The organism is Pseudomonas sp. KUIN-1, assembly GCF_009176725.1.
In the GTDB taxonomy this organism is placed as follows: Bacteria; Pseudomonadota; Gammaproteobacteria; order Pseudomonadales; family Pseudomonadaceae; genus Aquipseudomonas; species Aquipseudomonas fragariae.
In genome coordinates this window covers 4351314-4377403 of record NZ_AP020337.1, presented here as the reverse complement: position 1 = coordinate 4377403, position 26090 = coordinate 4351314, and the positions used below count along the sequence as shown (strand labels likewise).

Annotated in this window: 28 protein-coding genes; 19 read left to right on the top strand and 9 right to left on the bottom strand. The window is 58.1% G+C overall.

Annotated features, from left to right (window positions below; all coding sequences use genetic code 11):
- The first annotated feature begins 34 nt into the window (after window positions 1-34).
- Window positions 35-1372 carry a DEAD/DEAH box helicase gene (locus KUIN1_RS19635; RefSeq protein ID WP_003402477.1) on the top strand — a complete coding sequence of 446 codons (1338 nt, stop codon included), beginning with the start codon at window positions 35-37 and terminating at the stop codon, window positions 1370-1372.
- Window positions 1373-1556: 184 nt separating this feature from the next.
- Complete coding sequence (locus KUIN1_RS19630; RefSeq protein WP_003402479.1) at window positions 1557-1859, top strand: hypothetical protein; 303 nt, start codon at window positions 1557-1559, stop codon at window positions 1857-1859.
- 502 nt (window positions 1860-2361) lie between these two features.
- Here KUIN1_RS19630 and KUIN1_RS19620 read toward each other — a convergent pair.
- From KUIN1_RS19620 to KUIN1_RS19595, 5 genes are all read right to left on the bottom strand, one after another.
- Window positions 2362-3737 (bottom strand): IS3-like element ISPsy9 family transposase gene (locus KUIN1_RS19620; protein WP_152091779.1). Its coding sequence is split into 2 segments (ribosomal slippage): window positions 2362-3266 and window positions 3266-3737, totalling 1377 coding nucleotides; the frame shifts between segments, so codons are not numbered across the junction.
- 185 nt (window positions 3738-3922) lie between these two features.
- Complete coding sequence (locus tag KUIN1_RS19610) at window positions 3923-4786, bottom strand: DUF6279 family lipoprotein (RefSeq protein WP_003425465.1); 864 nt, start codon at window positions 4784-4786, stop codon at window positions 3923-3925.
- A gap of 69 nt (window positions 4787-4855) precedes the next feature.
- The gene (locus KUIN1_RS19605) at window positions 4856-5584 is read right to left on the bottom strand and encodes a TorF family putative porin (protein WP_011268648.1); all 729 of its coding nucleotides are present in this window, start codon (window positions 5582-5584) and stop codon (window positions 4856-4858) included.
- Between the two features lie 144 nt (window positions 5585-5728).
- Complete coding sequence (locus KUIN1_RS19600) at window positions 5729-6241, bottom strand: hypothetical protein (protein WP_003412760.1); 513 nt, start codon at window positions 6239-6241, stop codon at window positions 5729-5731.
- Window positions 6242-6408: 167 nt separating this feature from the next.
- Window positions 6409-6597 (bottom strand): hypothetical protein, encoded by a 189-nt coding sequence (locus tag KUIN1_RS19595; RefSeq protein WP_002554403.1) that lies wholly within the window; start codon window positions 6595-6597, stop codon window positions 6409-6411.
- A 306-nt stretch (window positions 6598-6903) separates the two neighbouring features.
- Here KUIN1_RS19595 and KUIN1_RS19590 point away from each other — a divergent pair, with 306 nt between their 5' ends.
- On the top strand, window positions 6904-7740 hold the full coding sequence (locus KUIN1_RS19590) for a CvfB family protein (protein WP_011268646.1): 837 nt from the start codon (window positions 6904-6906) through the stop codon (window positions 7738-7740).
- Window positions 7741-7809: 69 nt separating this feature from the next.
- Here KUIN1_RS19590 and KUIN1_RS19585 read toward each other — a convergent pair whose 3' ends face one another.
- On the bottom strand, window positions 7810-8442 hold the full coding sequence (locus tag KUIN1_RS19585; protein ID WP_011268645.1) for a DsbA family protein: 633 nt from the start codon (window positions 8440-8442) through the stop codon (window positions 7810-7812).
- Between the two features lie 144 nt (window positions 8443-8586).
- On the opposite strand from KUIN1_RS19585, the gene KUIN1_RS19580 reads away from it, so the two are divergent.
- Complete coding sequence (locus KUIN1_RS19580) at window positions 8587-8988, top strand: DUF2177 family protein (protein WP_011268644.1); 402 nt, start codon at window positions 8587-8589, stop codon at window positions 8986-8988.
- Window positions 8989-9065: 77 nt separating this feature from the next.
- Here the strand turns inward: KUIN1_RS19580 and KUIN1_RS19575 are convergent, their stop codons facing one another.
- The gene (locus tag KUIN1_RS19575) at window positions 9066-9446 is read right to left on the bottom strand and encodes a hypothetical protein (protein WP_003363371.1); all 381 of its coding nucleotides are present in this window, start codon (window positions 9444-9446) and stop codon (window positions 9066-9068) included.
- Between the two features lie 212 nt (window positions 9447-9658).
- On the opposite strand from KUIN1_RS19575, the gene KUIN1_RS19570 reads away from it, so the two are divergent.
- From KUIN1_RS19570 to def, 3 genes are all read left to right on the top strand, one after another.
- On the top strand, window positions 9659-9850 hold the full coding sequence (locus KUIN1_RS19570; protein WP_003402493.1) for a CsbD family protein: 192 nt from the start codon (window positions 9659-9661) through the stop codon (window positions 9848-9850).
- Window positions 9851-10073: 223 nt separating this feature from the next.
- Entirely contained in the window at window positions 10074-11039 is a 966-nt protein-coding gene (locus KUIN1_RS19565; RefSeq protein ID WP_011268643.1) for a YihY/virulence factor BrkB family protein, read from the top strand.
- A 50-nt stretch (window positions 11040-11089) separates the two neighbouring features.
- A complete protein-coding gene (gene def, locus KUIN1_RS19560; RefSeq protein WP_003402497.1) occupies window positions 11090-11629 on the top strand; it encodes a peptide deformylase in 540 nt (179 codons plus the stop codon).
- Between the two features lie 24 nt (window positions 11630-11653).
- On the opposite strand, the gene KUIN1_RS19555 is transcribed toward def, so the two are convergent.
- Window positions 11654-12064 (bottom strand): GNAT family N-acetyltransferase, encoded by a 411-nt coding sequence (locus KUIN1_RS19555; protein ID WP_152092197.1) that lies wholly within the window; start codon window positions 12062-12064, stop codon window positions 11654-11656.
- A 120-nt stretch (window positions 12065-12184) separates the two neighbouring features.
- Here KUIN1_RS19555 and KUIN1_RS19550 point away from each other — a divergent pair, with 120 nt between their 5' ends.
- The 8 genes from KUIN1_RS19550 to KUIN1_RS19515 all read left to right on the top strand — a co-directional run bounded on the left by KUIN1_RS19550 (window position 12185) and on the right by KUIN1_RS19515 (window position 19677).
- Window positions 12185-13198: an ABC transporter substrate-binding protein gene (locus tag KUIN1_RS19550; protein WP_110393027.1), complete on the top strand. Its 1014-nt coding sequence runs from the start codon at window positions 12185-12187 to the stop codon at window positions 13196-13198.
- A 133-nt stretch (window positions 13199-13331) separates the two neighbouring features.
- Entirely contained in the window at window positions 13332-13832 is a 501-nt protein-coding gene (locus KUIN1_RS19545; protein WP_148193639.1) for a hypothetical protein, read from the top strand.
- Between the two features lie 30 nt (window positions 13833-13862).
- Window positions 13863-14300, top strand: coding sequence for a nucleoside deaminase (locus tag KUIN1_RS19540; RefSeq protein WP_003402504.1), 438 nt, complete (start codon window positions 13863-13865; stop codon window positions 14298-14300).
- 292 nt (window positions 14301-14592) lie between these two features.
- Window positions 14593-15414: an alpha/beta fold hydrolase gene (locus KUIN1_RS19535; RefSeq protein ID WP_011268638.1), complete on the top strand. Its 822-nt coding sequence runs from the start codon at window positions 14593-14595 to the stop codon at window positions 15412-15414.
- Window positions 15404-16591, top strand: a complete 1188-nt coding sequence (locus tag KUIN1_RS19530) for a PAS domain-containing sensor histidine kinase (protein ID WP_096135054.1) — start codon at window positions 15404-15406, stop codon at window positions 16589-16591. Before KUIN1_RS19535 ends, KUIN1_RS19530 begins: the two co-directional genes overlap by 11 nt.
- 113 nt (window positions 16592-16704) lie before the next feature.
- Window positions 16705-17889: a GAF domain-containing sensor histidine kinase gene (locus KUIN1_RS19525; protein ID WP_054091826.1), complete on the top strand. Its 1185-nt coding sequence runs from the start codon at window positions 16705-16707 to the stop codon at window positions 17887-17889.
- A 248-nt stretch (window positions 17890-18137) separates the two neighbouring features.
- Window positions 18138-18458, top strand: a complete 321-nt coding sequence (locus KUIN1_RS19520; protein WP_003402512.1) for a hypothetical protein — start codon at window positions 18138-18140, stop codon at window positions 18456-18458.
- A gap of 55 nt (window positions 18459-18513) precedes the next feature.
- Entirely contained in the window at window positions 18514-19677 is a 1164-nt protein-coding gene (locus tag KUIN1_RS19515) for a PQQ-dependent sugar dehydrogenase (RefSeq protein WP_152092196.1), read from the top strand.
- A 93-nt stretch (window positions 19678-19770) separates the two neighbouring features.
- On the opposite strand, the gene KUIN1_RS19510 is transcribed toward KUIN1_RS19515, so the two are convergent.
- Window positions 19771-20079: a PepSY domain-containing protein gene (locus tag KUIN1_RS19510; RefSeq protein WP_003402515.1), complete on the bottom strand. Its 309-nt coding sequence runs from the start codon at window positions 20077-20079 to the stop codon at window positions 19771-19773.
- 302 nt (window positions 20080-20381) lie between these two features.
- Between KUIN1_RS19510 and KUIN1_RS19505 the strand changes: the two genes are divergently transcribed.
- From KUIN1_RS19505 to KUIN1_RS19490, 4 genes are all read left to right on the top strand, one after another.
- Complete coding sequence (locus tag KUIN1_RS19505; protein WP_111522635.1) at window positions 20382-22556, top strand: TonB-dependent siderophore receptor; 2175 nt, start codon at window positions 20382-20384, stop codon at window positions 22554-22556.
- Between the two features lie 281 nt (window positions 22557-22837).
- Complete coding sequence (locus tag KUIN1_RS19500; RefSeq protein ID WP_003402517.1) at window positions 22838-24154, top strand: MFS transporter; 1317 nt, start codon at window positions 22838-22840, stop codon at window positions 24152-24154.
- Between the two features lie 458 nt (window positions 24155-24612).
- Window positions 24613-24882 carry a helix-turn-helix domain-containing protein gene (locus KUIN1_RS19495; RefSeq protein WP_003402518.1) on the top strand — a complete coding sequence of 90 codons (270 nt, stop codon included), beginning with the start codon at window positions 24613-24615 and terminating at the stop codon, window positions 24880-24882.
- A 182-nt stretch (window positions 24883-25064) separates the two neighbouring features.
- Complete coding sequence (locus KUIN1_RS19490) at window positions 25065-25796, top strand: hypothetical protein (protein WP_003402519.1); 732 nt, start codon at window positions 25065-25067, stop codon at window positions 25794-25796.
- Window positions 25797-26090 lie beyond the last annotated feature (294 nt).

The following is a 26090-nucleotide window of genomic DNA, read 5'->3' as shown; positions in this document are numbered from 1 at the left end:
AGCTGTATTTTTGTTTTTCGTCGAGGTAGCACCCGTGTTTTCCGAATTCGCCCTGCACGAACGCCTGCTCAAAGCTGTGGCCGAGCTTAAATTTGTCGAGCCTACGCCCGTGCAGGCGGCCGCCATTCCGCTCGCACTGCAAGGGCGCGACCTGCGGGTGACTGCGCAAACCGGTAGCGGCAAGACCGCCGCATTTGTGCTGCCGATCCTCAATCGTCTGATCGGCCCGGCCAAGGTCCGTGTCGATATTCGCGCGGTGATCCTGCTGCCGACCCGTGAGCTGGCTCAGCAGACGCTCAAGGAAGTCGAGCGCTTCTCGCAGTTCACCTTCGTCAAGGCCGGTTTGATCACCGGTGGCGAGGACTTCAAGGTTCAGGCTGCCATGCTGCGCAAGGTGCCGGACATTCTGATCGGCACGCCGGGTCGCCTGCTGGAGCAGTTGAACGCAGGCAACCTGGACCTCAAGCACGTTGAAGTGCTGGTACTGGACGAAGCCGACCGCATGCTGGACATGGGCTTCTCCGAAGACGTCGAGCGTCTGGCCGGCGAATGTGCCGGTCGCGAGCAGACCATGCTGTTCTCGGCGACCACCGGCGGCGCTGGCCTGCGGGAAATGATCGGCAAGGTGCTCAAGGATCCGCAGCACCTGCAAGTGAACAGCGTCAGCGAGCTGGCTTCCGGCACACGCCACCAGATCATCACCGCCGACCACAACGTGCACAAAGAGCAGGTTCTCAACTGGCTGCTGGCCAACGAGACTTACCAGAAAGCCATTATCTTCACCAATACCAAGGCCATGGCCGACCGTCTGTATGGCCGCCTGGTAGCGCTGGAATACAAGGCGTTCGTGCTGCACGGCGACAAGGACCAGAAGGACCGCAAGGCGGCCATCGACCGTCTCAAGCAGGGCGGCGCGAAAATCATGGTTGCCACCGATGTGGCGGCTCGTGGCCTTGATGTCGAAGGTCTGGACATGGTGATCAACTTCGACATGCCACGCAGCGGCGACGACTACGTCCACCGCGTCGGGCGTACCGGCCGCGCGGGCAGCGACGGTCTGGCGATCTCGCTGATCTGTCATGGCGACTGGAACCTGATGTCGAGCGTGGAGCGCTATCTCAAGCAGAGCTTCGAGCGTCGCGTCATCAAGGAAGTCAAAGGCACCTACGGCGGGCCGAAGAAGGTCAAGGCCTCCGGCAAGGCAGTCGGCGTCAAGAAGAAAAAGACCGACGCCAAGGGCGACAAGAAGAAGGTCGCGGCCAAAGGGCCGACCAAACGCAAGACGGTCAACCGTCCCAAGTCTGACCTGGTCAGCCAGGACGGCATGGCCCCGCTGAAAAAACGCAGCACCCCGGCCCCGGCTGCCGAGTGATTGCCGTGATCGCTCCCGAGCATTCGGGAGCGATCAATCTCTTTACAGTACTGATAACGCCTCGTTACACCGTCCGCCAGCTTCTCTGAACCGTCATTCACCTCGCAGGTCACACCCTTTGAGTCGCATGCCCGTGGCTGGAGGTCATGGGTGACCATTCCATGCTGGACGGAGGTGTATAGACATGACTTACAAATGGGACCTTATCGAGCGTTTGCTGCACGATGTGCAGAACAACCGCAGCCCATCGACATCCACGGAATTCGAGACGCTGCTCAATCGCAGCTACATCGAACCGCGTCCTCGCGAGGAAGGCGGAGATGGCTCGACCTACATGCTGACAAAGCGCGGCGCGAGCCTGCTGGCTTTGATCGATAGCAGCATTCCGGGGGATGATCACCCACGTCAGGTCCTCAATGAGCAGGCCGGCGACCCGCTTGACCCCGCGCTCTTCGACATCATCGCCAAAAAGCCCCAGATCGCATAGAACGGCATACCCACGCGGAGCATGGGTACGATAGTCAGAGAGCTGTCCGCGCACTCAAGGCAGGAGGCAGAGCGTCCAGAACGGCATACCCATGCGGAGCGCGGGCACGATAGTCATAGTTGTGCTGAGATGACCATCGTTCCTCACGCTCCAGCGTGGGAATGCCTTGGGTGACGCTCCGCGTCACGACTCTGCGCCGCGCCCGCGTGCGCAAGGCAGGAAGCAGAGCGTCCAGAACGGCACACCCAGGCGGAGCATGGGTACGATAGTCATAGTTGTGCTGAGATGACCATCGTTCCTCACGCTCCAGCGTGGGAATGCATTGGGTGACGCTCCGCGTCATGATTCTGCGCCGCGCCGCGCACTCAAGGCAGGACGCAGAGCGTCCGGAACGGCATACCCACGCAGAGCATGGGTACGATAGCGGAAAGGCTTGGGCACGGTAGATACCGATCGTTCCTCACGCTCTGGTGTGACCCCCGAAGGTTGGACAATTATCCACCTACGCTGCCTTGGCGGCCTGCATTCTGTATTCCACAGGACTCAGGCCGTTAAGCTTCAGTTTTATGCGTGAGTGATTGTAATACTCAATGTACTCTTCGATACCCGCTTGAAGCTCATCCAGATCGTTAAATTTGTTCAGGTAGAAAAATTCGGATTTCAGCGTGCTAAAAAAGCTCTCAATAGCCGCGTTGTCGTAGCAGTTACCCTTGCGCGACATGCTGGCTGCGATCGAATTCTCATTGAGCAGTCGCTGGTAAATAGGCATCCGATATTGCCAGCCCTGGTCGGAATGCAAAATCGGCTTTTCATGCGGTCCAAGCCGCTTAAATGCTCCTTCAAGCATTTCGTCGACCATGGAGTACAGCGGGCGCCTGGCAATCGCATAGGAAATGATTTCGCCGCTGTACAGATCCATGATCGGCGACAGATAGAGTTTCTGGCCTCCTACTTTGAATTCGGTCACGTCGGTGGCCCATTTCTGGTTAAGGTATTGCGCTTTGAAATCACGCTTTAGCAGGTTAGGCGCGGCCTTGCCTGTTTCGCCTTTGTAGGAACGGTATTTCTTCACGCGTATCAGGCTCTTCAGGCCTAGCTGCCCCATTAGTTTCTGCACCGTCTTGTGGTTCACAAGATGGCCCGCCCTGCGCAAAGCTGCCGTGATGCGACGATAGCCATACCGGCCCTTGTGCTCGTAGAAAGTTGCCTGAATCAGGTCTTTCAGCCCGGCGTATTTGTCATCTGCCAGCAGTACCTTTTGTTGATAGTAAAAAGTGCTGCGTGCCAGACCGGCAAACTTCAGCAGGCCGTCCAGAGGATGTAAAGGCCTCAGTTCCATCACGATTTGCGCTTTTTCTGCTGCGCTATTCGTTGCTTCTTCTGAACCAAGGCATCGAGCTTTTTTAGATAATCGACCTCCATCCGCAGTTGCTTCACCTCGGCAAGCAACTCGTCACGCGAGCGCGATTCATCGTTGATCGGAGCGGAGTTCACAGGGGGAAGGGGCGTCGTCATCTTTCTTGGGCGTCCAACTTTCTTAGGGGGCTTTGAGGATGCGTTAAGAGCACCTTCGTCAAAAAGGCGCTGCCATAGATTGATGATGCCGAACTGACGGATATCGAACAAGGCCGCTGTCTGGCGCAGTGATAATCGCTCATCATGCATGCGCTTCAAAACAGCTAGCTTGAATTCGTCACTGTAACGCTGTCGCCTTTTCTCTTTAAGAGCGGCTGGGCCGTGGATCTGATAAGCCGCGACCCACTGACGAAGGCAGGAAAAGTCCACATCGTGGCGATGCGCAACATCCCTCAAACCTGCCTTGCCGGCACAATACTCTTTCACGGCTGCGAGTTTTGCCTGCTCTGTATATTTACCCATGACGCCTCCAAAGGTTGCATCCAACCTTCGGGGGTCACACCACTCCAGCGTGGGAATGCCTTGGGTGACGCTCCGCGTCACGACTCTGCGCCGCGCCCGCGTACTCAAGGCAGGAAGCAGAGCGTCCAGAACGGCATACCCATGCGCAGCATGGGTACGATAGTTGTGGTGAGAGGGCTATCGAACTACTTCTGCGACTTCAGGCAGTCCAGGTCGGTGAAGTCCTTGCGCATGTCGGCGATGCGGCTCAGCAGTTTGGCGCGTTGTTCCGGGGTGCTCAGGGCGGTGATGTCGACGATCAGCGATATCGCGGCCTTCTCGGTCTGGTCGTAGGCCTTGCGGTATTCAGGGGTCCAGAACGTCTCGCGGTCCTGCAGCAACGCGGCGATGCGTTGCGGGAAGTCGCTGGCCTGACGCTGCTGGACCGTGGCCAGAAACAGGTTCTGCCACCGCGTACGGTTCTCGATCCACGCCTTGTTCTGTTCGCCGAGCGATGCAGACCAGGCCTGAATGCGGTCTTTCTGCGCCTGATTGAGCTTGCCGACCCACGGCGTCACACGTTTCTGCATACGGTCGGCGCGCTCTGCGATCTGACGTTCCAGTGGCTGGTCGAGGTATTTGTTCTCGCGCTTGCGCTGATCCTTGGCGAACGACTCCTGCATCTCCTGCACCTGCTTGTCGTCAAAGCGCGACAGCAACTCTACCGCAGAGGGCGTGATTTCCTTCGAGATCTTGGCGATTGCTTCTTTGGCTTCGCTGGTACGAGCCTGCAGCCCTTCGTAGGTCACCTGATCGGTCTTGACCATGTCCTCGAGCTTGTCCAGCCAGGTCAGGTACTCCGGCAGCTGGGTGCTGCAGTGCCAGCTCAAGTGTTGCTTGAGGCGCACGTCCAGCCAGCCTTTCTGTTCCGAATTCATGTCCAGGTAGTCGCTGAGCGTCCACGGAATGATCACGTCGAGGTTGCGGTACGCCAGTCCTACCTGATTGCATCCTGCGAGCAGTGCAACGGTCATCAACAGTGTGACGAATGCTTTGAATAAAGACTGCATGACATCTCCTTGGCGTACTGACGTGCAGTAGAGGAGTGTAGCGTCTGGCAGTTCAACCGGTTTGGGCCTTTAAAAGAATGAACGCACCGCTTTAAGGGTGAACGTCCCGTCACAGCGTGCGTTGTGGCCGCTGTAGACGCTGCAATCGCCGCCGCTCAGGCTTGAGCCGCTATAGATGAGGTTCATGTCGATGCCCAGCCAGGGGCGTGACAGGTTCAGCGACCAGTCGTTGAAGCCGTTGATCAACCCGCCGTCGGCGGCGGACTGCGGGGTATCGAACTGGTGATTGGCGTACTGCATGCGCACGCCGACGCCGAGTTGCTCGATGGCGCCCAGATCGACGAATACCGTGCTGTCGCGGGTGCCGACATCGTTGCTGAAGGCCGCGCCGATCCGGCTGTCGCGCATGCGCAGGCCGGCATAGAACTCGTGGCTGTCGATCTGGCTGGTGTCGGGGTAACTGTAACGAATCATCCCCAGCTCGTAGCCAAGGGTGTTATCGAAGGGCTTCTTGAAGCCCATGTAGGAGTCGAGCTCCATCCCGGTATCGGAGGCCAGGCCCATGTTGGGCGCCCACTGCCCGAAGTAGAAACCGCTTTCGTGGGTCAGGTCCATGCCGCCATGAAAGGACCCGGAACCGCCGGTGGGCGTCACCAGACCCTGGGCCATGCTGCGCGTAGGCGTGGTGGCGAGTTTCAGGTCGAAGTCGCCCAGATCCCGCTCCAGAACCTGGGCAGAGACGGACTGACAAACAAGCATGGCGCTGAAAGACAGCACGTGTAAGCGATGGCTGAGCATGGCTCACTCCTTGATCTGCGAGGAGTGTGGTCAGGGATGGCGTATCGAAAATGGCTCAGGAGCCGACACAAGCCGCGAGCTAGAGCCTCGCAAGCATACCGTTTAAATGAGCTCGGGGCGGACCGTTCGTCGATCCGTCGTGTGTCAGTTGGCCGCAGTGGTGCGCGCAGACGGGATGATCAGCCCTCGAATCACCACCAGCGCCTGCTCAAACGACGGGTAGCCACTCTTGGCGACGTCCAGTTGGGCGTATTCAGACTGATAACGTTCGGCAAGCTTTGGATCGCTGACACTCAGTTGCTGGGAGAGCAGGGCGATGGCCAGTGGATGCTTGTGTTTCGCGGCGGTTTGCAGCAAATCGATGATCTGCTTTTGGTCGGCCTGCTGGCGAATCAGCAATACAGCCTGATAGAACTCGGCTTCGCCCGACGCGTCGTCAAGTGCGGCACGGCGCAGCATGGCTTCGGCCAGCTCATAGTTTTCGCGGTTGTCTTCGCTGATCAGCAGTTTGGCCTGCAGCATGTCGTTCTGATAGAGCAGATGCTCCGCCCGGCAAGGGCTGTCGGTGAGCTGACTGTCGTTGGGGCCGTTTTCGCAGTGGTGCGACGCGCAGCCGCCAAGGTAGACAAGTGCACCGAAAAGCATCCAGTTCTTCATTCGAGCATTCCACAAAGAAGATAACGTCCAGAGCGTGATCCAGCTCGTGGTCATAGTGATATCAGAGGAGAGAGTAGCAGCGTGACCGGAAGAATATCCAGCGAAGGATGGTCAATCTAGCGCCTTGAGCGTCAAGGCGCGTAGAGATCGACAGGCAGGACGCGGTTTTACTTTTTACCGAGATTGATCTGCTTGGAAGGTGCGAAGGTCTGGCCACTCACGCCTTTGGCAATTTGCTGGATTTCACCGCCGGACTTCAGGAAAGCTGCAATCTGCGCGTTGATCGAGTCGCTCGTTTCAACGGCTGGGGCGGGTTTGGCTTTCGAGTGGGATGCTTTGATACGCATGGCTGCCATTTACCTTCATAAACGTAATACGGCCAGCCAGAGTACAGGAAACGCTTGATTATTGCTTGGTGAATATGGCATTCGCCCGAGCCGAACCTGCACTCGGTGGCTTGGCGAATTTATTCCGGAAGCCGCTAAGCGCCTGTTTTCAGATACAAAATTTCGACGTGGCGCTGCGCCGCAGTGCAGCAAGGTCGATCGACGGGGATCGGGGAAACTGACGAGTGGAGGCTGTATCGACACCTTCGGCCACGCAACGCGAACCCGGACTCAAAGTCGGGTAGAATGCCGCCCACGTAATGAGGGTATCTGGAAATGGCTTTAATCGGGCGTTACAACAGCTTGCAAATCGTCAAGCACACGAACTTCGGTCTGTATCTGGACGGTGCGCAGGATGGTGAAATCCTGCTGCCCAATCGGTACATCCCCAAGGACGTTCCTACGGAAGATGAGGACTGGCTCAATGTGTTCATCTATCTGGACAGCGAAGACAAGCTGCTCGCCACCACTGAAAAACCCAAGGTGCAGGTCGGTGAGTTCGCCAGCCTGAAGGTGGTTGAAGTCAACAGCATCGGTGTATTCCTTGACTGGGGCCTGCCCAAGGACCTGTTGCTGCCGTACTCCGAAGAGAAGCGCACCTTGCAGGCCGGTGATTACTGCGTGGTTCACGTCTACCTCGACAAACACACACGGCGCATTACCGCGACTGCGCGTCTGGATCGCTACCTGGACAAGACTCCCGCCAACTACAGCGTGGGCCAGGAAGTCGATCTGCTGGTGGCTGAAGCGACCGACATGGGCTTCAAGGCGATCATCAACAACAAGCACTGGGGCCTGATTCACAAGAACGAAGTGTTCAAGTTCATGCGCGCCGGCAAGCAGGAAAAGGGTTACATCAAGGAAATTCGCAGCGACGGCAATATCAGCCTGAGCCTGCAACCCGTCGGTGCAGAGGCCGCGAGCAGCCTGAACTCGAAGATTCTCACCAAGCTGCGCGAGAACAACGGCACGCTGCCGGTCAGCGATAAAAGTGATCCGCAGGTCATCAGCGGCCTGTTTGGCGTCAGCAAGGGCAACTTCAAAAAGGCCATTGGTGCGTTGTACAAGCAGGGCCAGATCGTGATTCACGCCGACCGTATCGAGCTGGTCTGACAACACGTCGCAGCCTGGGTGCCTGAGCGGCAATTGATGTGAGCTGCAGTCAATGCAGCTCGCGATGCCTCAGGCCCAAGTGGCGAGCGCGTCTATTTCCTGGCTCAGGCGCTCAAACGGCAAGGTGCCGTTGAATACCCGCGCGTCTTCCAGCGCCTCGTCGCTGCGTCGCAGCAGCACGACCGGCACCGCTCTCAACCCAAGCTTCTGTGCCAGTTGCCGGTCGTCCAACACGGCCTTTTCAAAATGACCGGCATTGAGTGCCTGCTCCATCGCTTGCCGATCCAGTCCGGTGGTGGTGGCCAGCTCGAGCAGCGTGTGCGTCTCGCTGATATCCAGCCCCTTTTCGAAGAACGCCCGGTAAGCCTCTTTGTGAAACGCTTCAAAACCTCCTGCATTCCTGGCAAAGACTGCGGCTTCCAGAACCTTGCGGCTGCGCGGCTGAACGCTGGGCATCTTCATCATCACCTGACGCCTGTCGGCCATCGGCAGTACAGATCGTGACCAGGTTTCACGCAGATAATCAGCACTCGGGTCGAGCAGTGCCAATGGGTCAGGGCGCAGTTCAAAGGCATGCCAGTTAAATTCGAGCCGCTCACCGTAGGTTTGCTGAAGCTGTTCCAGGACGGCCAGTTGCAGGTAGCAGAACGGGCAGACGTAGTCGCTCCAGACATCTATTTTCAGGGGACCAACAGTGTTCATGTGCTTGAAACTCCATAACGCTCGTTAACACTGACTCCCTTCACCTTTTAAAAGTCCTGAAGTTGGATGGATCAATGTCTACCTTTGGTCGGTCATACCCTCAAGCGGGCTTTCCCGGCCCTGAAACTTGATCAAGGACGCGCCATGAAAAGAATACTGATCGCTTACTTCGGCACATTGCTGGCGTTTCTGATCCTCGACGGACTGTGGCTGGGCGTGTTGATGGGGCCGACCTACCGTGAATGGCTCGGACCGCTGATGCTCGATACGCCCGTATTAGGACCTGCCATCGCGTTTTATCTGCTGTATGGGGCGGGGGTGGTGTTTTTCGGCGTCATGCCTGCGCTCAGAGTGCAACGACTGAGCCATGCGACATTGTGCAGCGGTCTGCTGGGGCTGATTGCCTATGGCACCTATGACCTGACCAACTGGGCCACCTTGCAGGGCTGGCCGGCGCAGCTGGCGCTGGTGGATCATGCGTGGGGCACGGTGGTGTCGGCGCTGGCCGGTACGGCGGGCTATCTGGCGGTACGTCGATTTGCCTGAAGCGGTGTGCCGGGTGAGGGTTGGCTGCTCGCAACGCTCACCCGGCGCAGTGCGCGAATCTGGTGGCGGGTTTACCGCTACTTCTGCAGGAAGCCGGCAAAACTCAGGTTGCTGCCCTTGGGGCGCATGTCCTTGAGGAAAGAGTCCTTGTCGGCGCTCAGCTCCAGGCTGACGGTCGGTTTGCGCTTGTCGGCATTGCGCACTTCAAGGCCTTCCATGTGATCGCGCATGAATACCGTGGTCACTTTCAAATGCAGTAACTGGTCGGTTTCAGGCGTGTGCAGCAGCAGGTGCAGCCACTCGTACTGGCCTACTTGCAGGCGCGGGACAGGCAGGTCGAACCACCAGATGTTTCTTTTGTGGTCCAGCACGGCGAAATGCGTGTTGTTGACGCCCAGCACTGCGCCACCCAGATCCTGGTTTCTGCGTGCAATGGCCAGCTTTTTATCGAGTTTCATAACGTTCCTGTGAATCGGTGTGTTCAGCGTGTCGGCCCTGCCGGACAACGGTGGCGCGCATTCTCGCACAAACTCTGCCGCAAACCTGCCCAAATGCTCGGCAGACGAGTGGCCTGGAAAATAGTTGAAACTCTTGGCCACCGGCACAGGTCAATCTTCTGTCGAGTACGACGTCCGATTCCAGCGCGGTCTTCAGACCCAGGAGATTTTCGATGAGCAGCACCAGCGATAAAGCCAAAGGTATGGCCAACGAAGCAGTTGGTAACGTCAAGCAGGCTGTTGGCAAGGCTACCGACAATGACAAACTTCAGGCTGAAGGCAAGGTACAAGAGCTGAAAGGCGAAGGCCAGCAGACCGTAGGCAAGGTCAAGGACGCGATCAAGAAGGGCGTGGACAAGGCTTGAGTCGATTGTTCCCGGCGCCCTGGCGCCGGGGCAGTTTTACCGATAACGGTCATCCACGGATGGCCGTTATGCTTTCTGCTCTGCGGGACTGAAACCTTTCATGGCCTGTCCAGTCAATGTGCCATCGGTATTCGCGTATCGGTTCGTCAACGCGACACGTCATCTATGACATGCCGGTTTTCAGGATGTAAGGTTTTCCAGTAAGGGAGCGAGAGGAAGCGCCATGATTTTCCCCCATTTGCGTAAATTGAAAGTCGGCAAAGTGCTGGTGAGAACCGTCAACGAGTTCCTCGATGACGAGATGTCCACCTATGCCTCGGCGCTGGCTTACCAGATGTTGTTTTCTCTGTTCCCGTTCCTGCTGTTTCTGATCGCGTTGATCGGCTTTCTGCATCTGCCGGACTTTTTTTCCTGGTTGCGACTGCAGTCGGAGTTTCTCTTGCCGCCGCAGGCGCTCGAGCAGGTCAACCCGGTCATCGACCAGTTGCAGCAGTCCAAGGGCGGCTTGCTGTCGATCGGTATCGTCATCGCCTTGTGGACCGCGTCAGCGGGTGTGCGCCTGATGATGAGCGCCATGAACGCAGCGTATGACGTGGTCGAAGGGCGTCCTATCTGGAAACGCCTGCCGCTGTCGATTCTCTACACCGTAGGCATTGCCGGCATGTTACTGGCGGCAGCCGCCTTCATGGTGCTGGGGCCGCAGGTCATGAACTGGATTGCCGCGCAGATCGGCATGGAAGACTTCATCGTCACGCTGTGGACCATCCTGCGCTGGCCCGCGATCATTATTCTGCTGATGGTCGCCGTGGCGCTGATCTATTACGTGATGCCGGACGTCAAACAGGAGTTTCGCTTTATCACCCCAGGCTCGGTGCTGGCCGTGGTGGTGTGGATCGTCGCTTCCCTGGCCTTCGGTTTTTACGTCAAGACCTTTGCCGACTACAACGCCATGTACGGCAGCATCGGCGCGATCATCGTGCTGTTGCTGTATTTCTATATTTCCGCGGCGGTGCTGTTGCTGGGTGCGGAAATGAATGCGGTGATCGAGCACATGTCCGCCGAAGGCAAGGACGCAGGCGAGAAGGAAGCCGGTGACGGCGGCGAAGAGAGCAGCGAGACAGTCAAGCAGCATGTCTCCGGTCTGGGCCGCGACCATTCGGTGCCGTTGCAGAAGGCGGACGAAGCCTGATCGTGTTGTGTGGCAAGATCGCTTTTTAAGTCGGCAAGAGACACGCAGTCATGATCCACAAAATCCTGAAGATGGGCGATGAGCGCTTGTTGCGCATCGCCCCTCCGGTACCCGCAGAGATGTTCGGCAGCAGCGAGCTCGATACGCTGATTGCCGACATGTTCGAAACCATGCACAGCGTCGGCGGTGTTGGCCTGGCGGCGCCGCAGATCGGCGTTGATCTGCAACTGGTGATTTTTGGTTTCGAGCGCAACGAGCGCTATCCGCAGGCCGAGGCGGTCCCGCAGACGATCCTGATCAACCCGCTGATTACCCCATTGAGCCCGACGCTGGAAGAGGGCTGGGAAGGCTGCCTCTCAGTGCCCGGCCTGCGCGGCATGGTGGACCGTTATCAGAGCATTCGTTACGAAGGCTTCGATCCTCAGGGCCAGCCCATCGAGCGTGTTGCCCACGGTTTTCACGCGCGGGTCGTTCAGCATGAATGCGACCACCTGATCGGTCGGCTTTACCCGTCGCGCATCACCGATTTCAGCAAATTCGGCTTCATGGACGTGATGTTTCCGGACATGGACCCCAACGCCGACGAGTGATCGTCGTGTTGTGCTGCGACGCCATCAGGTTTCGCGGCACAGTGCGATCAGCGGCTTGCTGCGGCTGTAACGCATGAACCGTTCACCCAGGGCCTGTGGCAGACGCCGGGCCGTCGCGAACCCTGAACGTTGATAAAAGCCCAGCAGGTCCGGATGGCAGAACAGCCACACCGGCCCGTTCAGCGGTTGCAATGCCGCTTCGATCAGGCCCTGCGCCACTGCTTGCCCGCGAGCCGCCGGCGCGACGAACAGCCCGGTCAGCCAATGCCCCTCTGCGACAGGCGTCAGGCACAACGCACCGATGATTTCTGCCCGTTTTGCAACCCAGGCCTGGCCCTTGCTGGCAGCGCGCATTGACGACTGGTGCTCGCGGTAGAGCTTGCCCAGCAATGGGCGACATTCATCAGGTAGCGGGTAGAACTGGATTTCGGACATCGCGGCTGCGCTTGAAATAGGAGCCTTGCATCATACAGAGGCTCAAGCCGTGACAACTAATCGGCGCAGGCTGGTGTCGATACTTTCAGACCCGTTTCTTCCGCGCCATTTGAGGTGAGCATGAAATCAATAACACGACTACTGGGCTGTTCACTTCTGGCGCTGGGCCTGCTCGGGCAGACCGCGACAGCGGCTGAAAAAACCAAGCCTATCCAGTTTGGCGCGCTGACCTGGGAAAGCGGCAGCCTGATCACTGAAGTCCTGCGTACCATTGTCGAGAAGGGCTATGGCTACCCGACCGATACCCTGCCAGGCAGTACGGTCAGCCTGGAAACCGCGCTGGCGAAAAATGATATCCAGGTGATCGCCGAAGAGTGGACCGGACGCAGTCCGGTGTGGGTCAAGGCTGAAGAGGAAGGCAAGGTGCTCGGCCTGGGCAACATCGTCAAGGGCGCGACCGAAGGCTGGTGGGTGCCTGAATACGTGATCAAGGGTGACGCCGCCAAAGGCATCAAACCGCTGGCGCCGGACCTGAAGTCTGTCGCGGACCTGGCGCGCTACAAGGACGTCTTCAAAGACCCGGAATCGCCGGACAAAGGCCGATTCCTGAATAGCCCGAGCGGCTGGACCTCGGAAATCGTCAACACCCAGAAACTCAAGGCTTATGGCCTGGCCGACAGCTTCGTCAACTTCCGCACCGGCTCGGGCGCAGCACTGGACGCCGAGGTCGCATCGTCCATCCGGCGCGGCAAGCCGGTGTTGTTTTACTACTGGTCACCTACGCCCCTGTTGGGCAAGTACAAGCTGATCAAACTGGACGAGCCCGCCTTTGACGCTGAAGCCTGGAAAACCCTGACCGACGCCAGCAACCCCAACCCGCGCGGCACGTCTTCGCTGGCGGCAACGCTGTCGATCGGCGTATCGGCAGAATTCAGCAAGCAATACCCTGAGCTGGTGAGTGTCTTCAAGGGCGTGGATTTCCCGATTGACCTGCTGAACAAGACCTTGGGCGAAATGAGTGACAAGCACGAGGATGCCAAGGTCGTGGCTGCCCGCTTTCTCAAGCAGCATCCCGAGGTCTGGAAAGCCTGGTTACCTGCCGATGTTGCCACCCGGGTCAGCAGCAGTCTTTAACTATGACTCTGCTGCATGACGCGAGGCGCATAGCTGATAACGGCATCAATGACCGGTATGCAACGCGCCGAGTGGTAAAGCCCCGCCGAGCTGATAAGTTCAGGTCTGGGTCAATCGATGCTCGGGAGGCGTCATGACTGATCACGCTCGGGGCTCGCGGGGCAATTGGCAGACCTGCCTGGCATTGCTGGCCTGTCTGTGCCTGGACGCGATGCATCCGGCCAGCGCCGAAGAGGCCGACGACATGGCGCTGGCCCTGGTGGAACAACGAAACCTGGGCGAGGGCCTTGCCTGGCTGGGGTATCAGGTCGCCTCGCGCACGGCGACGTTTGCCGGTATCGTGCAGGCAGTCGGCAAGACTGAAGCGCAGGAACTGGTACAGAAGGAATTACAGCGCCTCAAACCGGAATATCAGGCGCAGTGGGACCGCAATCTGGCAGCCGCTTATGCTCATTCATTTACCGCCGAGGAATTGCGCTCGCTCAATCAGGGCGGGGATTCGCCTTCATTGGGGAACAGCTTCAGGGCCAGAAACACTCAGGTCAGCGCCGATATGAAAGCCCGATCATCGGAGCTGCTGGGACAATTTGTCAGTCGTGCGCTGGGCAATGCCGAGGCAGCACTGCAACACTGACAGCTATTTTGACGAGACGAGGCAAAAAACATGGACGCATTCATGCAGGCAGCATTCGATGAGGCGCAACTCGGGCTGAAGGAAGGCGGAATCCCCATCGGCTCGGTCATCGTCCACGGCGGCAAGATTATCGGTCGAGGCCATAACCGTCGTGTACAAGAGGGCAGTGCGACGAAGCACGGCGAGATGGATGCGCTGGAAAATGCCGGTCGCCAGCCGGCCAGTGTCTACCGTGACTCGGTGCTCTACACCACACTGTCGCCTTGTGCGATGTGCAGCGGTGCGATCCTGCTCTACGGTATTCGCAAAGTGATCATCGGTGAGCATGAGTCGTTCATGGGCGAGGAAGAACTGCTGCGCTCGCGTGGCGTGCAGATCGAGGTGCTGGATAACCCTGAGTGCACACACATGATGAAAGACTTTATTGCCAGCAAGCCCGAACTGTGGAACGAAGACATCGGCGAGTAAAGACCGCTTCTTGTCAGCCCCATGCTCCGCGCTCATCGTAAATCCAACGGCTTATCGTGCCAATGCTCCGCGTTGGCATGCAGTTCGTGACGCTCTGCGTCACCCGACACCGCTCCGATACCTGCGAAGTTCAGGTGCGCCTCAGAACACTGCCCATCATTAATCTTCTTTGGCTCCTGCCTTAAAGTGCGGTTTGTGCCACTAATGTGCCTTTAACGGTGATAACCTCCTCTCATCTTTATCACGGTATGCACATACCCAGCCGTTTACCTGGCCATTTTCGGAGCCCGATATGTCGGTCCAGCAGCGCAACAACGTCAACATTATGGGCGACGGACCGATCACTCTGATTTTCGCTCATGGATTTGGTTGCGATCAGAACATGTGGCGTTTTATAGCGCCGCACTTCGCAGAGCGCTTCAAAGTCGTGCTGTTCGACCTGGTGGGCAACGGCAATTCGGACGTATCGGCCTGGTATCCGCACAAGTATTCGTCGCTCAAGGGCTACGCAACCGACTTGCTGGAGGTGGTCAACGAGTTCGCCGCAGAGGGGCCGGTGGTGCACGTCGGTCATTCGGTCAGTTGCATGATTGCCGTGCTGGCCGAGCTTCAGTCTCCCGGTCGGTTCGACAGTCACATCATGATTGGTCCGTCCCCGCGTTACCTCAACGAAGAAGGTTACCTGGGTGGATTCACTCGCGCCGATGTCGATTCGTTGCTTGAGACGCTGGAAAGCAATTATCTGGGCTGGTCCAGCACCATCGCACCGACACTCATGGGTGCTTCGGATCGACCTGAGCTGAGCGAAGAACTCGCCAACAGTTTCTGTCGCACCAATGCGGAGATTGCCAGACAGTTTGCCCACGTGACGTTTTTATCCGACCATCGTGCCGATGTCGCGCAACTCAAGAGCAGAACACTCATTCTGCAAAGCAGCGACGATATGGTGGTGCCGGTCGAGGTGGGTGAGTACTTGCACCGCGTCATTACCGACAGCACCCTGCACATGATCGACAATGTAGGGCACTACCCGCACATGAGCGCAGCACAGGAATGCATTACTGCGATGAATCAGTTTCTGGCCTCTTGCGAGAGTGCCGCCCATGACCGTTGAACAGGTGAGCCTGCCCGTCACCGAAGACCTCTACGAGCATGCGCCCTGTGGTCTGTTGATCACGTTGCCCAACGGCACCATAGAGCGCGCCAATCTGACGTTTTGCCGATGGCTGGGTCTGGAGCGCGACGCTGTTGTGGGCCGCCGCTTTCAGGATTTGCTGAGCCTGGCAGGCAAGGCCTTTCTGCAGACTCACTGGGCGCCCACGCTGCAGTCGCAAGGGTCAATTGCCGAAGTCAAGGTCGAGCTGATTCATGCCGATGGCCGCCCCATCCCGATGATGCTCAACGCCGTACGCCGCGAGTACCCGTCGGGGTATCTGCATGAAGTGGCCGTGTTCCTGGCCGAAGAGCGCAACAAGTACGAGCGCGAACTGCTGGCTGCCCGCAAGATTGCCGAAGAACTCCTGCAACAGCAGATGACCGTGCAGAGCGAGCTGACCTCGGCGCGCAATCGCTTGCGTCTGGCGCATGCCGAGGCGGAGATCCGGGCTATTTTTGCCGAGCAGATGATTGGCATCGTCAGCCACGACCTGCGCAACCCGCTGGCCGCGATCAAGATGGCCGCCGGACTGCTGGAGCGCACCCCACTGGAGTCGCGGCAGGAGCGGATTCTGGGACACATCAATCATTCCACCGACCGTGCCGATCGCATGATTGTCGACCTGCTGGATTTCACTCACGCCCGGGTGGGCAGTGGCATTACCGTCGTTCCTCAGCCTATCGATTTTCACGCAGTCGTTGCCCGGGGCGTCGAAGAGCTGCGCCAGGTTTTCCCGGATCGGGTGCTGACCCATCGCAGCGAAGGACAGGGCGCCTGTTCGGCGGATCCTGACCGCCTGCTGCAGATGCTCGGCAATCTGGTCAGCAATGCCATCAATTACGGCGCCGACGACGGTGAGGTTTTGATTACGTCGTCGTTCGACACCTGGATGATCAAGCTGTCGGTGCACAACCTCGGTGAACCGATACCGATGGAGAAGGTAGACGACCTGTACGAGCCCGTCGTACGCGTGGTCAGCGACAGTGACGAGACCCGCACCGTCGGGCTCGGCCTGTTTATCGTGCGCGAGATCGTTCGAGCCCATCTGGGCGATGTGACGGTTCGCTCTTCGGCTGAAGAGGGCACGACGTTCACGGTGGCGTTTCCGCGTCCCCCGGTGAAATCCGAGGTTTGATCAGGTTTCGTACAGGTTGACGAGCAACCCGTGTTATTCACGGGTGCAGAAAAATCGTTACAGTCCTAAACTAACGTGCTGCGTCATCACCTCAAGGCTCATACAGGTTCTACATGCGGCGATCCATTTCAAATGATGTGGCCACGATCAACCGGATCAGCGCAGTGCCGGCCATCCTGCAGGTCATTGCCGAATCCACCGGGCTGGGTTTCGCCGCCGTGGCGCGTGTAACCGAAACCAGCTGGACGGCCTGTGCGGTCCTGGACAAGCTCGACTTCGGTTTGAAGCCCGGCGGTGAGCTGGAGCTGAGCAGCACCATCTGCCACGAGATTCGCAGCTCCCACAAGCCTGTGGTGATTGACCATGTCGCCGAGGACCCGTTGTTCTGTGCGCACGACACACCACGTCTGTACAGCTTCCAGAGCTATATCTCGGTGCCGATCTTTCTTTCCGACGGCTCCTTTTTCGGCACTATCTGCGCGCTGGATCCCAAGCCTGCAAAGCTGATCGGGACGCCCATCGAGGCCATGATGGTGTCGTTCGCACGTCTTCTGGCGCTGCAGATCGAGGCCGAGGAAAACCTGCAACAGGCGCGTGAAGACCTGCTCGCCGAACGTGAGGTGGCTGAGCTGCGCGAGCAGTTTATCGCGGTGCTGGGGCACGACCTGCGCAACCCGTTGTTTGCCATCAATGCCAGTGCCGAATTGCTGCTGCGTCGTCCGCTGGATGAAAAGGCCCAGCAGATCGTGCAACACATCCTGACCTCTGGCCAGCGCGCCTCGCAGCTGGTCGATGACGTGCTCGATTTTGCCCGTGGTCGTATGGGGCATGGCATTCCTCTGAGTATCCATGAGGCACACGGTCTGGATAAAACCCTGGAGCATGTGATTTCAGAGGTGCAACGCGTTCACCCGTCGCGGCCGATTCACTCGAACATAGGCGCGCTGGAGCGTATCCGCTGCGATCATGAGCGGATCGCGCAGTTGCTCTCCAACCTGGTGTCCAACGCAATCAGCCATGGTGATGCCGAGAGCCCGGTCGAAGTGACGGCAGGCGTGCATGGCGATGTGTTTGTGCTCAGCGTTACCAATCAGGGAGAGCCGATACCTGAATCGGTTCGTGCGCAACTGTTCCTGCCGTACTCCAGACCCATCACCGACGAGCCGCAAGCCGGGCTCGGGCTGGGGCTGTACATCGCCAGCGAGATCGCCATTGCTCATGGAGGTACGCTCGAGGTGTGCTCGACGCGAGAGCTGGGCACGGTCTTTACCTTCAGTATGCCTTTGAAGTCTGCATAGGCATCCTGCGTCAGCCTGTGTCCTGTGATCACACAGACTGCCCGCCAGGCGCTTTTTTGTGCTCCGCAAACCTCGGGTGCAGGCCGTCGCGTCGTTCGGCTGCGACAGCCTTGACCATCCTTGTTACAAACTCTCCTACCGCTTTGCTTGCTCATCGGCAGTGCCGGGTCGAACCTGAGGCCCGGGTTGCCATCAAAGGCCTGAGTCTTCACGGTTACTCCGAAGTTTCACCTTGCCCAGAGGTAGTGATGAACAGTTTTGTGCGTAATCTTGTCGGCGGCGTGCTTGTTGCGTCATGCTGCATCGGTGCGGTCCAGGCGCAGACGCTGCCAAACAGCACCCTCAACAACGGTGCCAGCAGCAACCCGTATAACAGCCCGATCCACCGTGCCAACCCCAATAGCCGTCAGGGCACCGAGTCCAGCGTGCCACCGTCCCGTGGCCCCAACATCGCGCCGCCGGTGCGCAAGCCCACTCTGGAAAACGGTGGCATTGGTAACGGCTACCCTACGCGCCAGAACACGCCACGTCCTTCTACACCGATAACCGACCCCAAACGCGGCAACTGAATTTTCAACCCGGCGAACCCGTGTGGACGTCGACTCAATGCATAAGGAAACGCTCATGCTTAGAAAAAACCTGATCGCGACATTGTGTACTGCAGCCATTCTGAGCCTGCCACTGACGGCCAGCGCCGCTACGGAAACCTACAAAAGCGAACTGGGCACCGTCACGGTGACCCCTGTTGTCGAAGGTCTGGATCATCCGTGGGCGCTGGCCTTTCTGCCTGACAGGCAAGGCATGCTGGTGACAGAGCGTTCGGGCAACCTGCGCGTGGTATCGGCGGATGGCAAATTGTCCGCACCGCTTTCCGGTGTCCCGCAAGTCTGGGCGCAGAAGCAGGGCGGTCTGCTTGATGTGGTGCTGTCACCGGACTTCGCCAAGGACCGCATGGTGTATCTGACCTACTCCGAGGGCAGCGGCAAGACCGCCGCCGAAGGTGATACCGCCGGCACTGCCGCAGGGCGTGGTCGTCTGTCCAAGGACATGACTCGTCTGGAAGACTTCGAAGTCATCTTCCGCCAGGAACCGAAACTGTCGGTGGGCAACCACTTCGGCGCGCGGATGGTCTTCGATCGCGACGGTTACCTGTTCATCGCCCTGGGCGAAAACAATCAGCGCCCCACGGCGCAGGATCTGGACAAGCTGCAGGGCAAGATCGTGCGCATCTATCCGGACGGCAGCGTACCGAAAGACAATCCGTTCGTGGGCCAGAAGGGCGTTCGCCCCGAGATATGGTCCTATGGCCATCGCAATCAGCAGGGCGCCGCGCTCGACCCCTGGACCGGGGCGTTGTGGACCAACGAGCATGGCCCCAAGGGCGGTGATGAGCTGAATATCATCGAGCGTGGCGCGAATTACGGCTGGCCGATCGCGACCCACGGTATCGACTACTCGGGTCAGCCGATTTCGGAGTCGAAGGGCAAGGTTGTCGAAGGAACCAAAATTCCGTTCCAGGTCTGGGAAGTGTCACCGGGCCTCAGTGGCATGGCGTTCTATGATCACAGCCTTTTCAAGGCATGGGATCACAGTGTATTCATTGGTGCGCTGGCCACTGAAGAGTTGATCAGACTGCAGTTCGAAAATGACAAGATCGTTCATGAAGAACGTCTGTTGAAAGACATGAAACAGCGCATACGTGATGTGCGTCAGGGGCCGGACGGTTACTTGTATCTGTTGACCGACGACGATAAGGGAAGTCTTCTGAAAGTAGGCTTGGCCCAGTAATAAACTGTTAATCGCTTGAAAAAGAAAATTCCCACAATATTGTGGGAATTTTCTTATGAGTTGCTTGCGGTGGTAGCCGGTAAAGCAGTCGGATCAATTATCCTTTGCGTCACGTACCACTTCGCCCGTCTTGGCATCAACGTCGTAATTCCACTCCACACCCTTGGCGTCTTTCAGTTCGATCTGATAGATCAGGCGGCCGGTGCGGTCCTTGTCCAGTTCTGTATCGTGGACCGTGAAGCCTGTGTGCTTGGCAACGGCCTGCTTGTTGAACTGTTCAAAGTCACCCAACGCCTGAGACTTGTACAGGCGGATCACTTCATCGGGACCAACGTCAGCCTGGGCGGCACCTGCAACAGCAGTGAGGGCAACAGCGGCGAAAACGGCAGGCATAAGTTTCATGGGGTATTCCTTTTTGATTGATCTGTCTTGATTGATTCATCACACGCTGATTGGTTCAGCGGTTTTGTTGAACTCAGATTATCCGCGCTTACTTAATTCACGCTTAATTATTCAAGTGTGCGAAGCGTTTTGAAGCCGGTCTCGCTCTGCCGACTCGTAAGTAAAGTTTTCCCCTGCACTTCGTTTACAGGCAAAGCATCACGTAAAGGTTGAAAAAAACCGGCAGTGAACGTAAAAGGTTGGCCCCCTGCCGGAAGGTGCGTCGCGTCTGTCCAGGCAGCTGTCCTTGCGGAGTCTGATCGATGAGAACGCCTTACCGACCTGCCATGCGCCACGCCTGGCGATTGTTGCCGTTGGGCATGGTCGTTGCCTCGCCGTTGCTGGCCGCAGAGGTGCTCAGCCTGGATGCGGTCAATGTCACTGGGTTCAGCGAGCCGGAAAGCACCGGCGACTATAAAGCCGAGCGGGCGTCGATGTTCGGATTCGATCAGGCTTCACTGCTGGATACGCCCGCCTCGGTGTCGGTGTTCAACGCTGCGTTGATCAAGGACCGGCAGGCAAAGTTGCTGAGTGAAGTGCTGCGCAACGACGCGTCGGTCGGCGACGGCTATGCCCCGGTGGGCTATTACGAAAACTTTGTGATGCGCGGGTTTTCGTTGAACGCCGCCAACAGTTATCGCATCAACGGTCGCAGCATTGCCGGCGAGCAGAACGTCGCGCTGGAAAACAAGCAGCAGGTCGAGTTGCTCAAGGGGCTTTCCGGCCTGCAGAGCGGCGTGGCCGAGCCCGGTGGCGTTATCAACTATCAGACCAAGCGGGCGCAGGACGTCCGGTCGGTCACAGTCTCTACCAACGAACACGGCGAGCGCTACATCGCGACCGACGTCGGTGGCTGGTTCGGCAGTGAACAGCAATTCGGCCTGCGCGCCAACCTTGCCCATGAAGACATTCGTTCGTATGTCGAACACGCCGATGGCCAGCGCGATTTTGCCTCGCTGGCGTTCGATTGGAACATCAGTGAGCGCGCCCTGTTGCAACTCGATGTCGAGTACCAGAGCAAAGAGCAGCGCTCGGTGCCCGGTTATCAGCTTCTGGGCGGCACCACGCTGCCTCACGATGCCTCGCCGGGCAAATTGCTGGGTTACCAGAACTGGTCCAATCCGGTCGGTATCGACTCGCTGAACATCAACGGACGTTTCGAATACCGCTTCAATGACAACTGGAAGGGCAGCCTCAGTGCGTCGCGCAGTCGCGTGGTCATTGATGACTACAGTGCCTTTGCGTGGGGTTGCTACGGTTCGGCCAGCTGCGCAGGGCAGGCGGTGCCCAACCACTTCAGTGCCGAAGGGGGTTATGACATCTATGATTTCCGCAGCCCGGACGACACGCGTCGCAATGACGAAGTCGAAGCGGCCATGTCCGGCACCTTCACTACCGGATCGCTTGGGCACGAGCTGACCTTCGGCAGCAGTGCCTACCGCCGTACGGTTGATACGCGCGGGACCTTCAACGAATTCGTCGGCTCGGGCACTATCCATGAGGCGCCTGAGCAGGTGGCCCCCTCGACCCTGGCGCTGCCACATACCGAGCGCCGCCTGGACAGCCGCCAGTACGGGCTGTTTGCCACTGACCGGATCAGCTTCAACGAGCACTGGCAAACCGTGCTGGGCGGACGCGGGGTGCGGCTCGACGAGCAGGCGTTCAACGAGGACGGCAGCGATGCGCGACACACCGAGCGCTATGTGTTTCTGCCCCAGGCGGCGCTGATCTACAAGCCGGTGGACAATGTTTCGCTCTACACCAGCTACAGCAAGGGCCTGTCGCTGGGCGGGACGGCAGCGTGGTTCACCACCAATGCCAGTGAAATTCTGGCGCCGACCGTCTCCCGACAGCTCGAAGCAGGCATCAAGTATGACTGGCAGCGCATGAGCCTGACCGCCGCGGTGTTTCAGGCCCGCCAGGCGTACCAGTACTCCAGGCCCAACGATGACGGTACGTTTACCTATGTGCAGCAAGGCGAGCAGAAAAACACCGGTCTTGAACTGGGGGCGAGTGGCTGGGTGACTGACCGCCTGCAGATATCCGCCAGTGCGGCGGCCATCCGGGCGCGCGTTGAAGACAGCGGCACCGAGGCCTACGATGATCATCAGGCCCTCAATGTGCCCAGATACCGTGGCACCTTGCAAGCCGACTACAGCCTGCCGGTGCCCGGGCTCGCGTTGCTCGGAGGCGTGCAGTACAGCGCCAGCAAGTACGCTGACCGTGAAGGCACCGTGCAGGTCAATGACTACGCACTGTTCAATATCGGCAGCCGTTACAGCACCCGAATCAGCGGTTACGACACGGTACTGCGCCTGACCGTCGACAACCTGTTCGACAAACGCTACTGGCGTGATGCCGGGGAGTATCTGGGTGACGACTACCTGTTCATGGGCGCGCCCAGAACGGCGAGATTGTCGGCCACTGTCAACTTTTAGCGGAAGGGCTTTAGTGCGCGGAGTATTGGCACGACAGTCGAGATCATCGTTCCGCCCGCTCCAGCGGGGGAATGCAGGTCTCGACGCTCCGCGTCGTCAAGAGGACGCGGAGCGTCTGATCTGGTCAACCGGAACGGCATGCGACGCAGAGCGTGGCACGATAGTTGAGATGATCGTTCCCGTTGCAGGCGTCAGCTCGGTATCAGTGCGCCCGCAAGCTTTGCTATTCTTCGCGCCCTGTGAGCGCCAGGCGCTCTTTCAAGCCATGTTTCGGATGCCTCATGACGGACATCGTACGTTCCCACTCCCAGCCCTTCAGCAAAGCCGACTACAAGACCCTGAGCCTTGCGGCGCTGGGTGGGGCACTGGAAATCTACGACTTCATCATTTTCGTGTTCTTTGCGCTGACCCTCAGCCAGTTGTTCTTTCCCCCGGACATGCCTGAATGGCTGCGTCTGCTGCAAAGTTTCGGGATCTTCGTGACCGGCTATCTGGCACGCCCGCTGGGCGGGATACTCATGGCGCACTTCGCCGACCGGCTGGGCCGCAAGCGGGTGTTCAGCCTGAGCATTCTGATGATGGCGCTGCCTTGTCTGCTGATCGGCGTGATGCCCACCTACGCACAGATCGGTTACTGGGCGCCGCTGGTGCTGCTGGCGCTGCGCATCCTGCAAGGAGCCGCCGTGGGCGGTGAAGTGCCAAGTGCCTGGGTATTCGTGGCAGAACACGCGCCCAAGGGGCATCGCGGCTATGCACTGGGCGTACTGCAAGCCGGCCTGACGTTCGGATACCTGCTTGGCGCACTGACCGCGACATGGCTGGCGCGAGTCTTCAGCCCTGACCAGATCCTTGAGTGGGCATGGCGTATTCCGTTCCTGCTCGGTGGCGTATTCGGCGTGGTGGGGGTCTGGCTACGCCGCTGGCTGAACGAAACCCCTGTGTTCATCGCCATGCATGCCCAGCGTGAACATCTGCCGGCGCTGCCACTTGGCCAGGTTCTGCGTGATCACCGCCAATCCTTGCTGCCTGCTGCGTTGCTGACCTTTGTGCTGACCTCCGCCGTGGTGGTACTGGTGGTGATTACCCCGACGGTCATGCAGCAGCGCTTTGGTATCAGCGCCAGCGACACCTTTGCCCTGAGCGCCGTCGGCATCGTGTTTCTCAATATAGGTTGTGTGCTGGCAGGCATGCTGGTCGACCGCATCGGCGCCTGGCGCGGCATCATGTTCTACAGCCTGCTGATGCCGATAGGCATCGGCGTGCTTTACACCAGCCTCATCGAGCAATGGATGCCACTGGGCATCGCCTATGCGATTGCCGGGCTGGCGTGCGGGATTGTCGGTGTGGTGCCATCGGTGATGGTCGGCCTGTTCCCGGCGAACATCCGAGTGTCAGGCATCTCGTTCACTTACAACATCGCCTACGCCTTCTGGGCCAGCACCACGCCATTGATGCTGATTACCCTGATGCCCTGGAATATCTGGGTGTGCGTGTTCTATAGCCTGATCATGGGCGCCACGGGCCTGGTTACCGCAGCGGTATTCGGCCTGCGCCGGGGCGTGGTGGTGGATGACCTGGCAAGCGGTAACGCCGGATAACTCCGGGCCGTGTGGCGCAACGCCCGCTGCTCACCTCTGTTGTGGGGTGAGTGGCAGCTCGAACATGGCCGGAAAGTTCCTGCTGGCAGACGCGTTCATTTGTAACAAGTGATTGTAATTCCGTTTCCTCAAGTCTATCTTTCGCCTCTCCATATTGTTTACGTTGTTTATCTAATGTGCTCTTGGCTCGTGCCTGCGCGAAATGTTTCGTCAGGTGAATCCCTTATGACGTCTGTAAATAGATAGGTGTAACTATTCCGAGTTTGTTGTAGGAGTTTTCCTCGATATTTAATTATCGGCGATTCTTCTTACAGTCTTCGGTTTTGTTGCGAGACTTTGAGTGGTGTGTCGTTTTAATGCAAAACAAGATTAAATAAAATGATTTCTGTGCCGACTTACTGTTTGGGTCATGGAAGACGAATGTAAGAAACATCCTACAAATTTGCCTGTTTGGCAAAATGCTGGCAAGGGGAAGTATCATGTGGGTGACAATGAGAGAGCAGGAGGTTCTTGGCCTGTTGTTGCAGGGATGTACGAACAAGGAAATTGCCAGGCAACTCAGTATCAGTGACTACACAGTTCGCGATCACGTCTCTTCGCTGCTGAGAAAGAACCAGGTAAGGACGCGTGCCGAGCTCATGGCCAGGTGCGTATCTCTATTGCTTCCGGGAAACATTACCCGACCCCCTACATCTGTCGGGTTGCGCAGCGAGCCAGCACATACATAATGTGTCTTGTCGCAACCTGTAACTTGTTAATGCAATGAGCACTGCTGACGTTTGGCAGTGCCATCAATAATACCGTGCTGCGCTGTGACGCCCATCAGGCACTGCTTCCTGGCTGGCTGCAGAAAGGAATATCCGAAGCCTGCTCGCACGACGAACTGTAAACAATAAAAAAGGAACCACTCATGACTGTTTGTTTTGTTCGGGGCGAGTCAGGTGCCGACGTGTCGTTGCGGCTGGATCCGCAGCGGCCCGGTTTTAATATGACAACAAACTTCCATCATCTGGCAACCCGGCAGTCCGCGCTTTCGGTGGCGCAACTGGCCGAGCAACAGGCAAAGCTGTCCGGCCCCGTTGGCCTGTTTGCCAAACTCTGTCGGCAGCTTCGTTCGCATGGGCGTCAGTCACCCTTGCTCGAAGACATTGCCCGGCTTGAGGGCCGCAAGCGTCAATGGCTGGCCGAGCGCGCCGTACAATTCGCACTGGGCCTGCACGGCCGTCGGCCAGAAGTCGAGAACCCGTTCAAAGGCCTGGTGCGCGAAGACCTGTGCTGCATCGTGTTCGATGACCCCTCAACGCACACGCTGGTCGAGCGTTATACCGCCAGCGAAGCGCTGCGGGCTCAGGACAGTGAGTACTTCGTCAAACTCATTGCCACCACGCGCAACACCGTCGAGCGGCGAATCGTCTTCCATGGTCTGCTCGAACACTTCGACCGATTACTGCCCATTGAGAAGAGCATCTATCCGCTCAACTATCGCGCTGTCCAGCAAGCGCACCTCGATAATGAGGAAGCCCTCTATGGAGCACTGATGATGGAGCAGCCCATCGGTACATTGCTTGAGATGCATACGCCTGAGTGGCTGTTGAATAACCTGTCCTCGTTTGAACTTTCCATTGATCAAGCGTGTGGCTAAGCAGGTGTTGGAAGCGGGTGTTGATCCTCTCGGCTGATAGGGTTTTACAAGCGGTTCAGGTTTTTTCTAACAAAACACGTTCAAGCTCAGTGCGCGTCAGCGCGTCCGGCGAATGATACGAAATAGCAGCTCGTGCAGACGTTTCAAGCCTGGGGCTTTTGCACGGCCGATGAATTTTATTTATAAATATTGGAGTAACACCTATGAAAAAAATAACACCTTTGGTTTTCTTGTTAGTGTCGGCTGCCAGCCAGGCGGCCGACTATTCGGTGACGACTACCAGAACCCCGACGT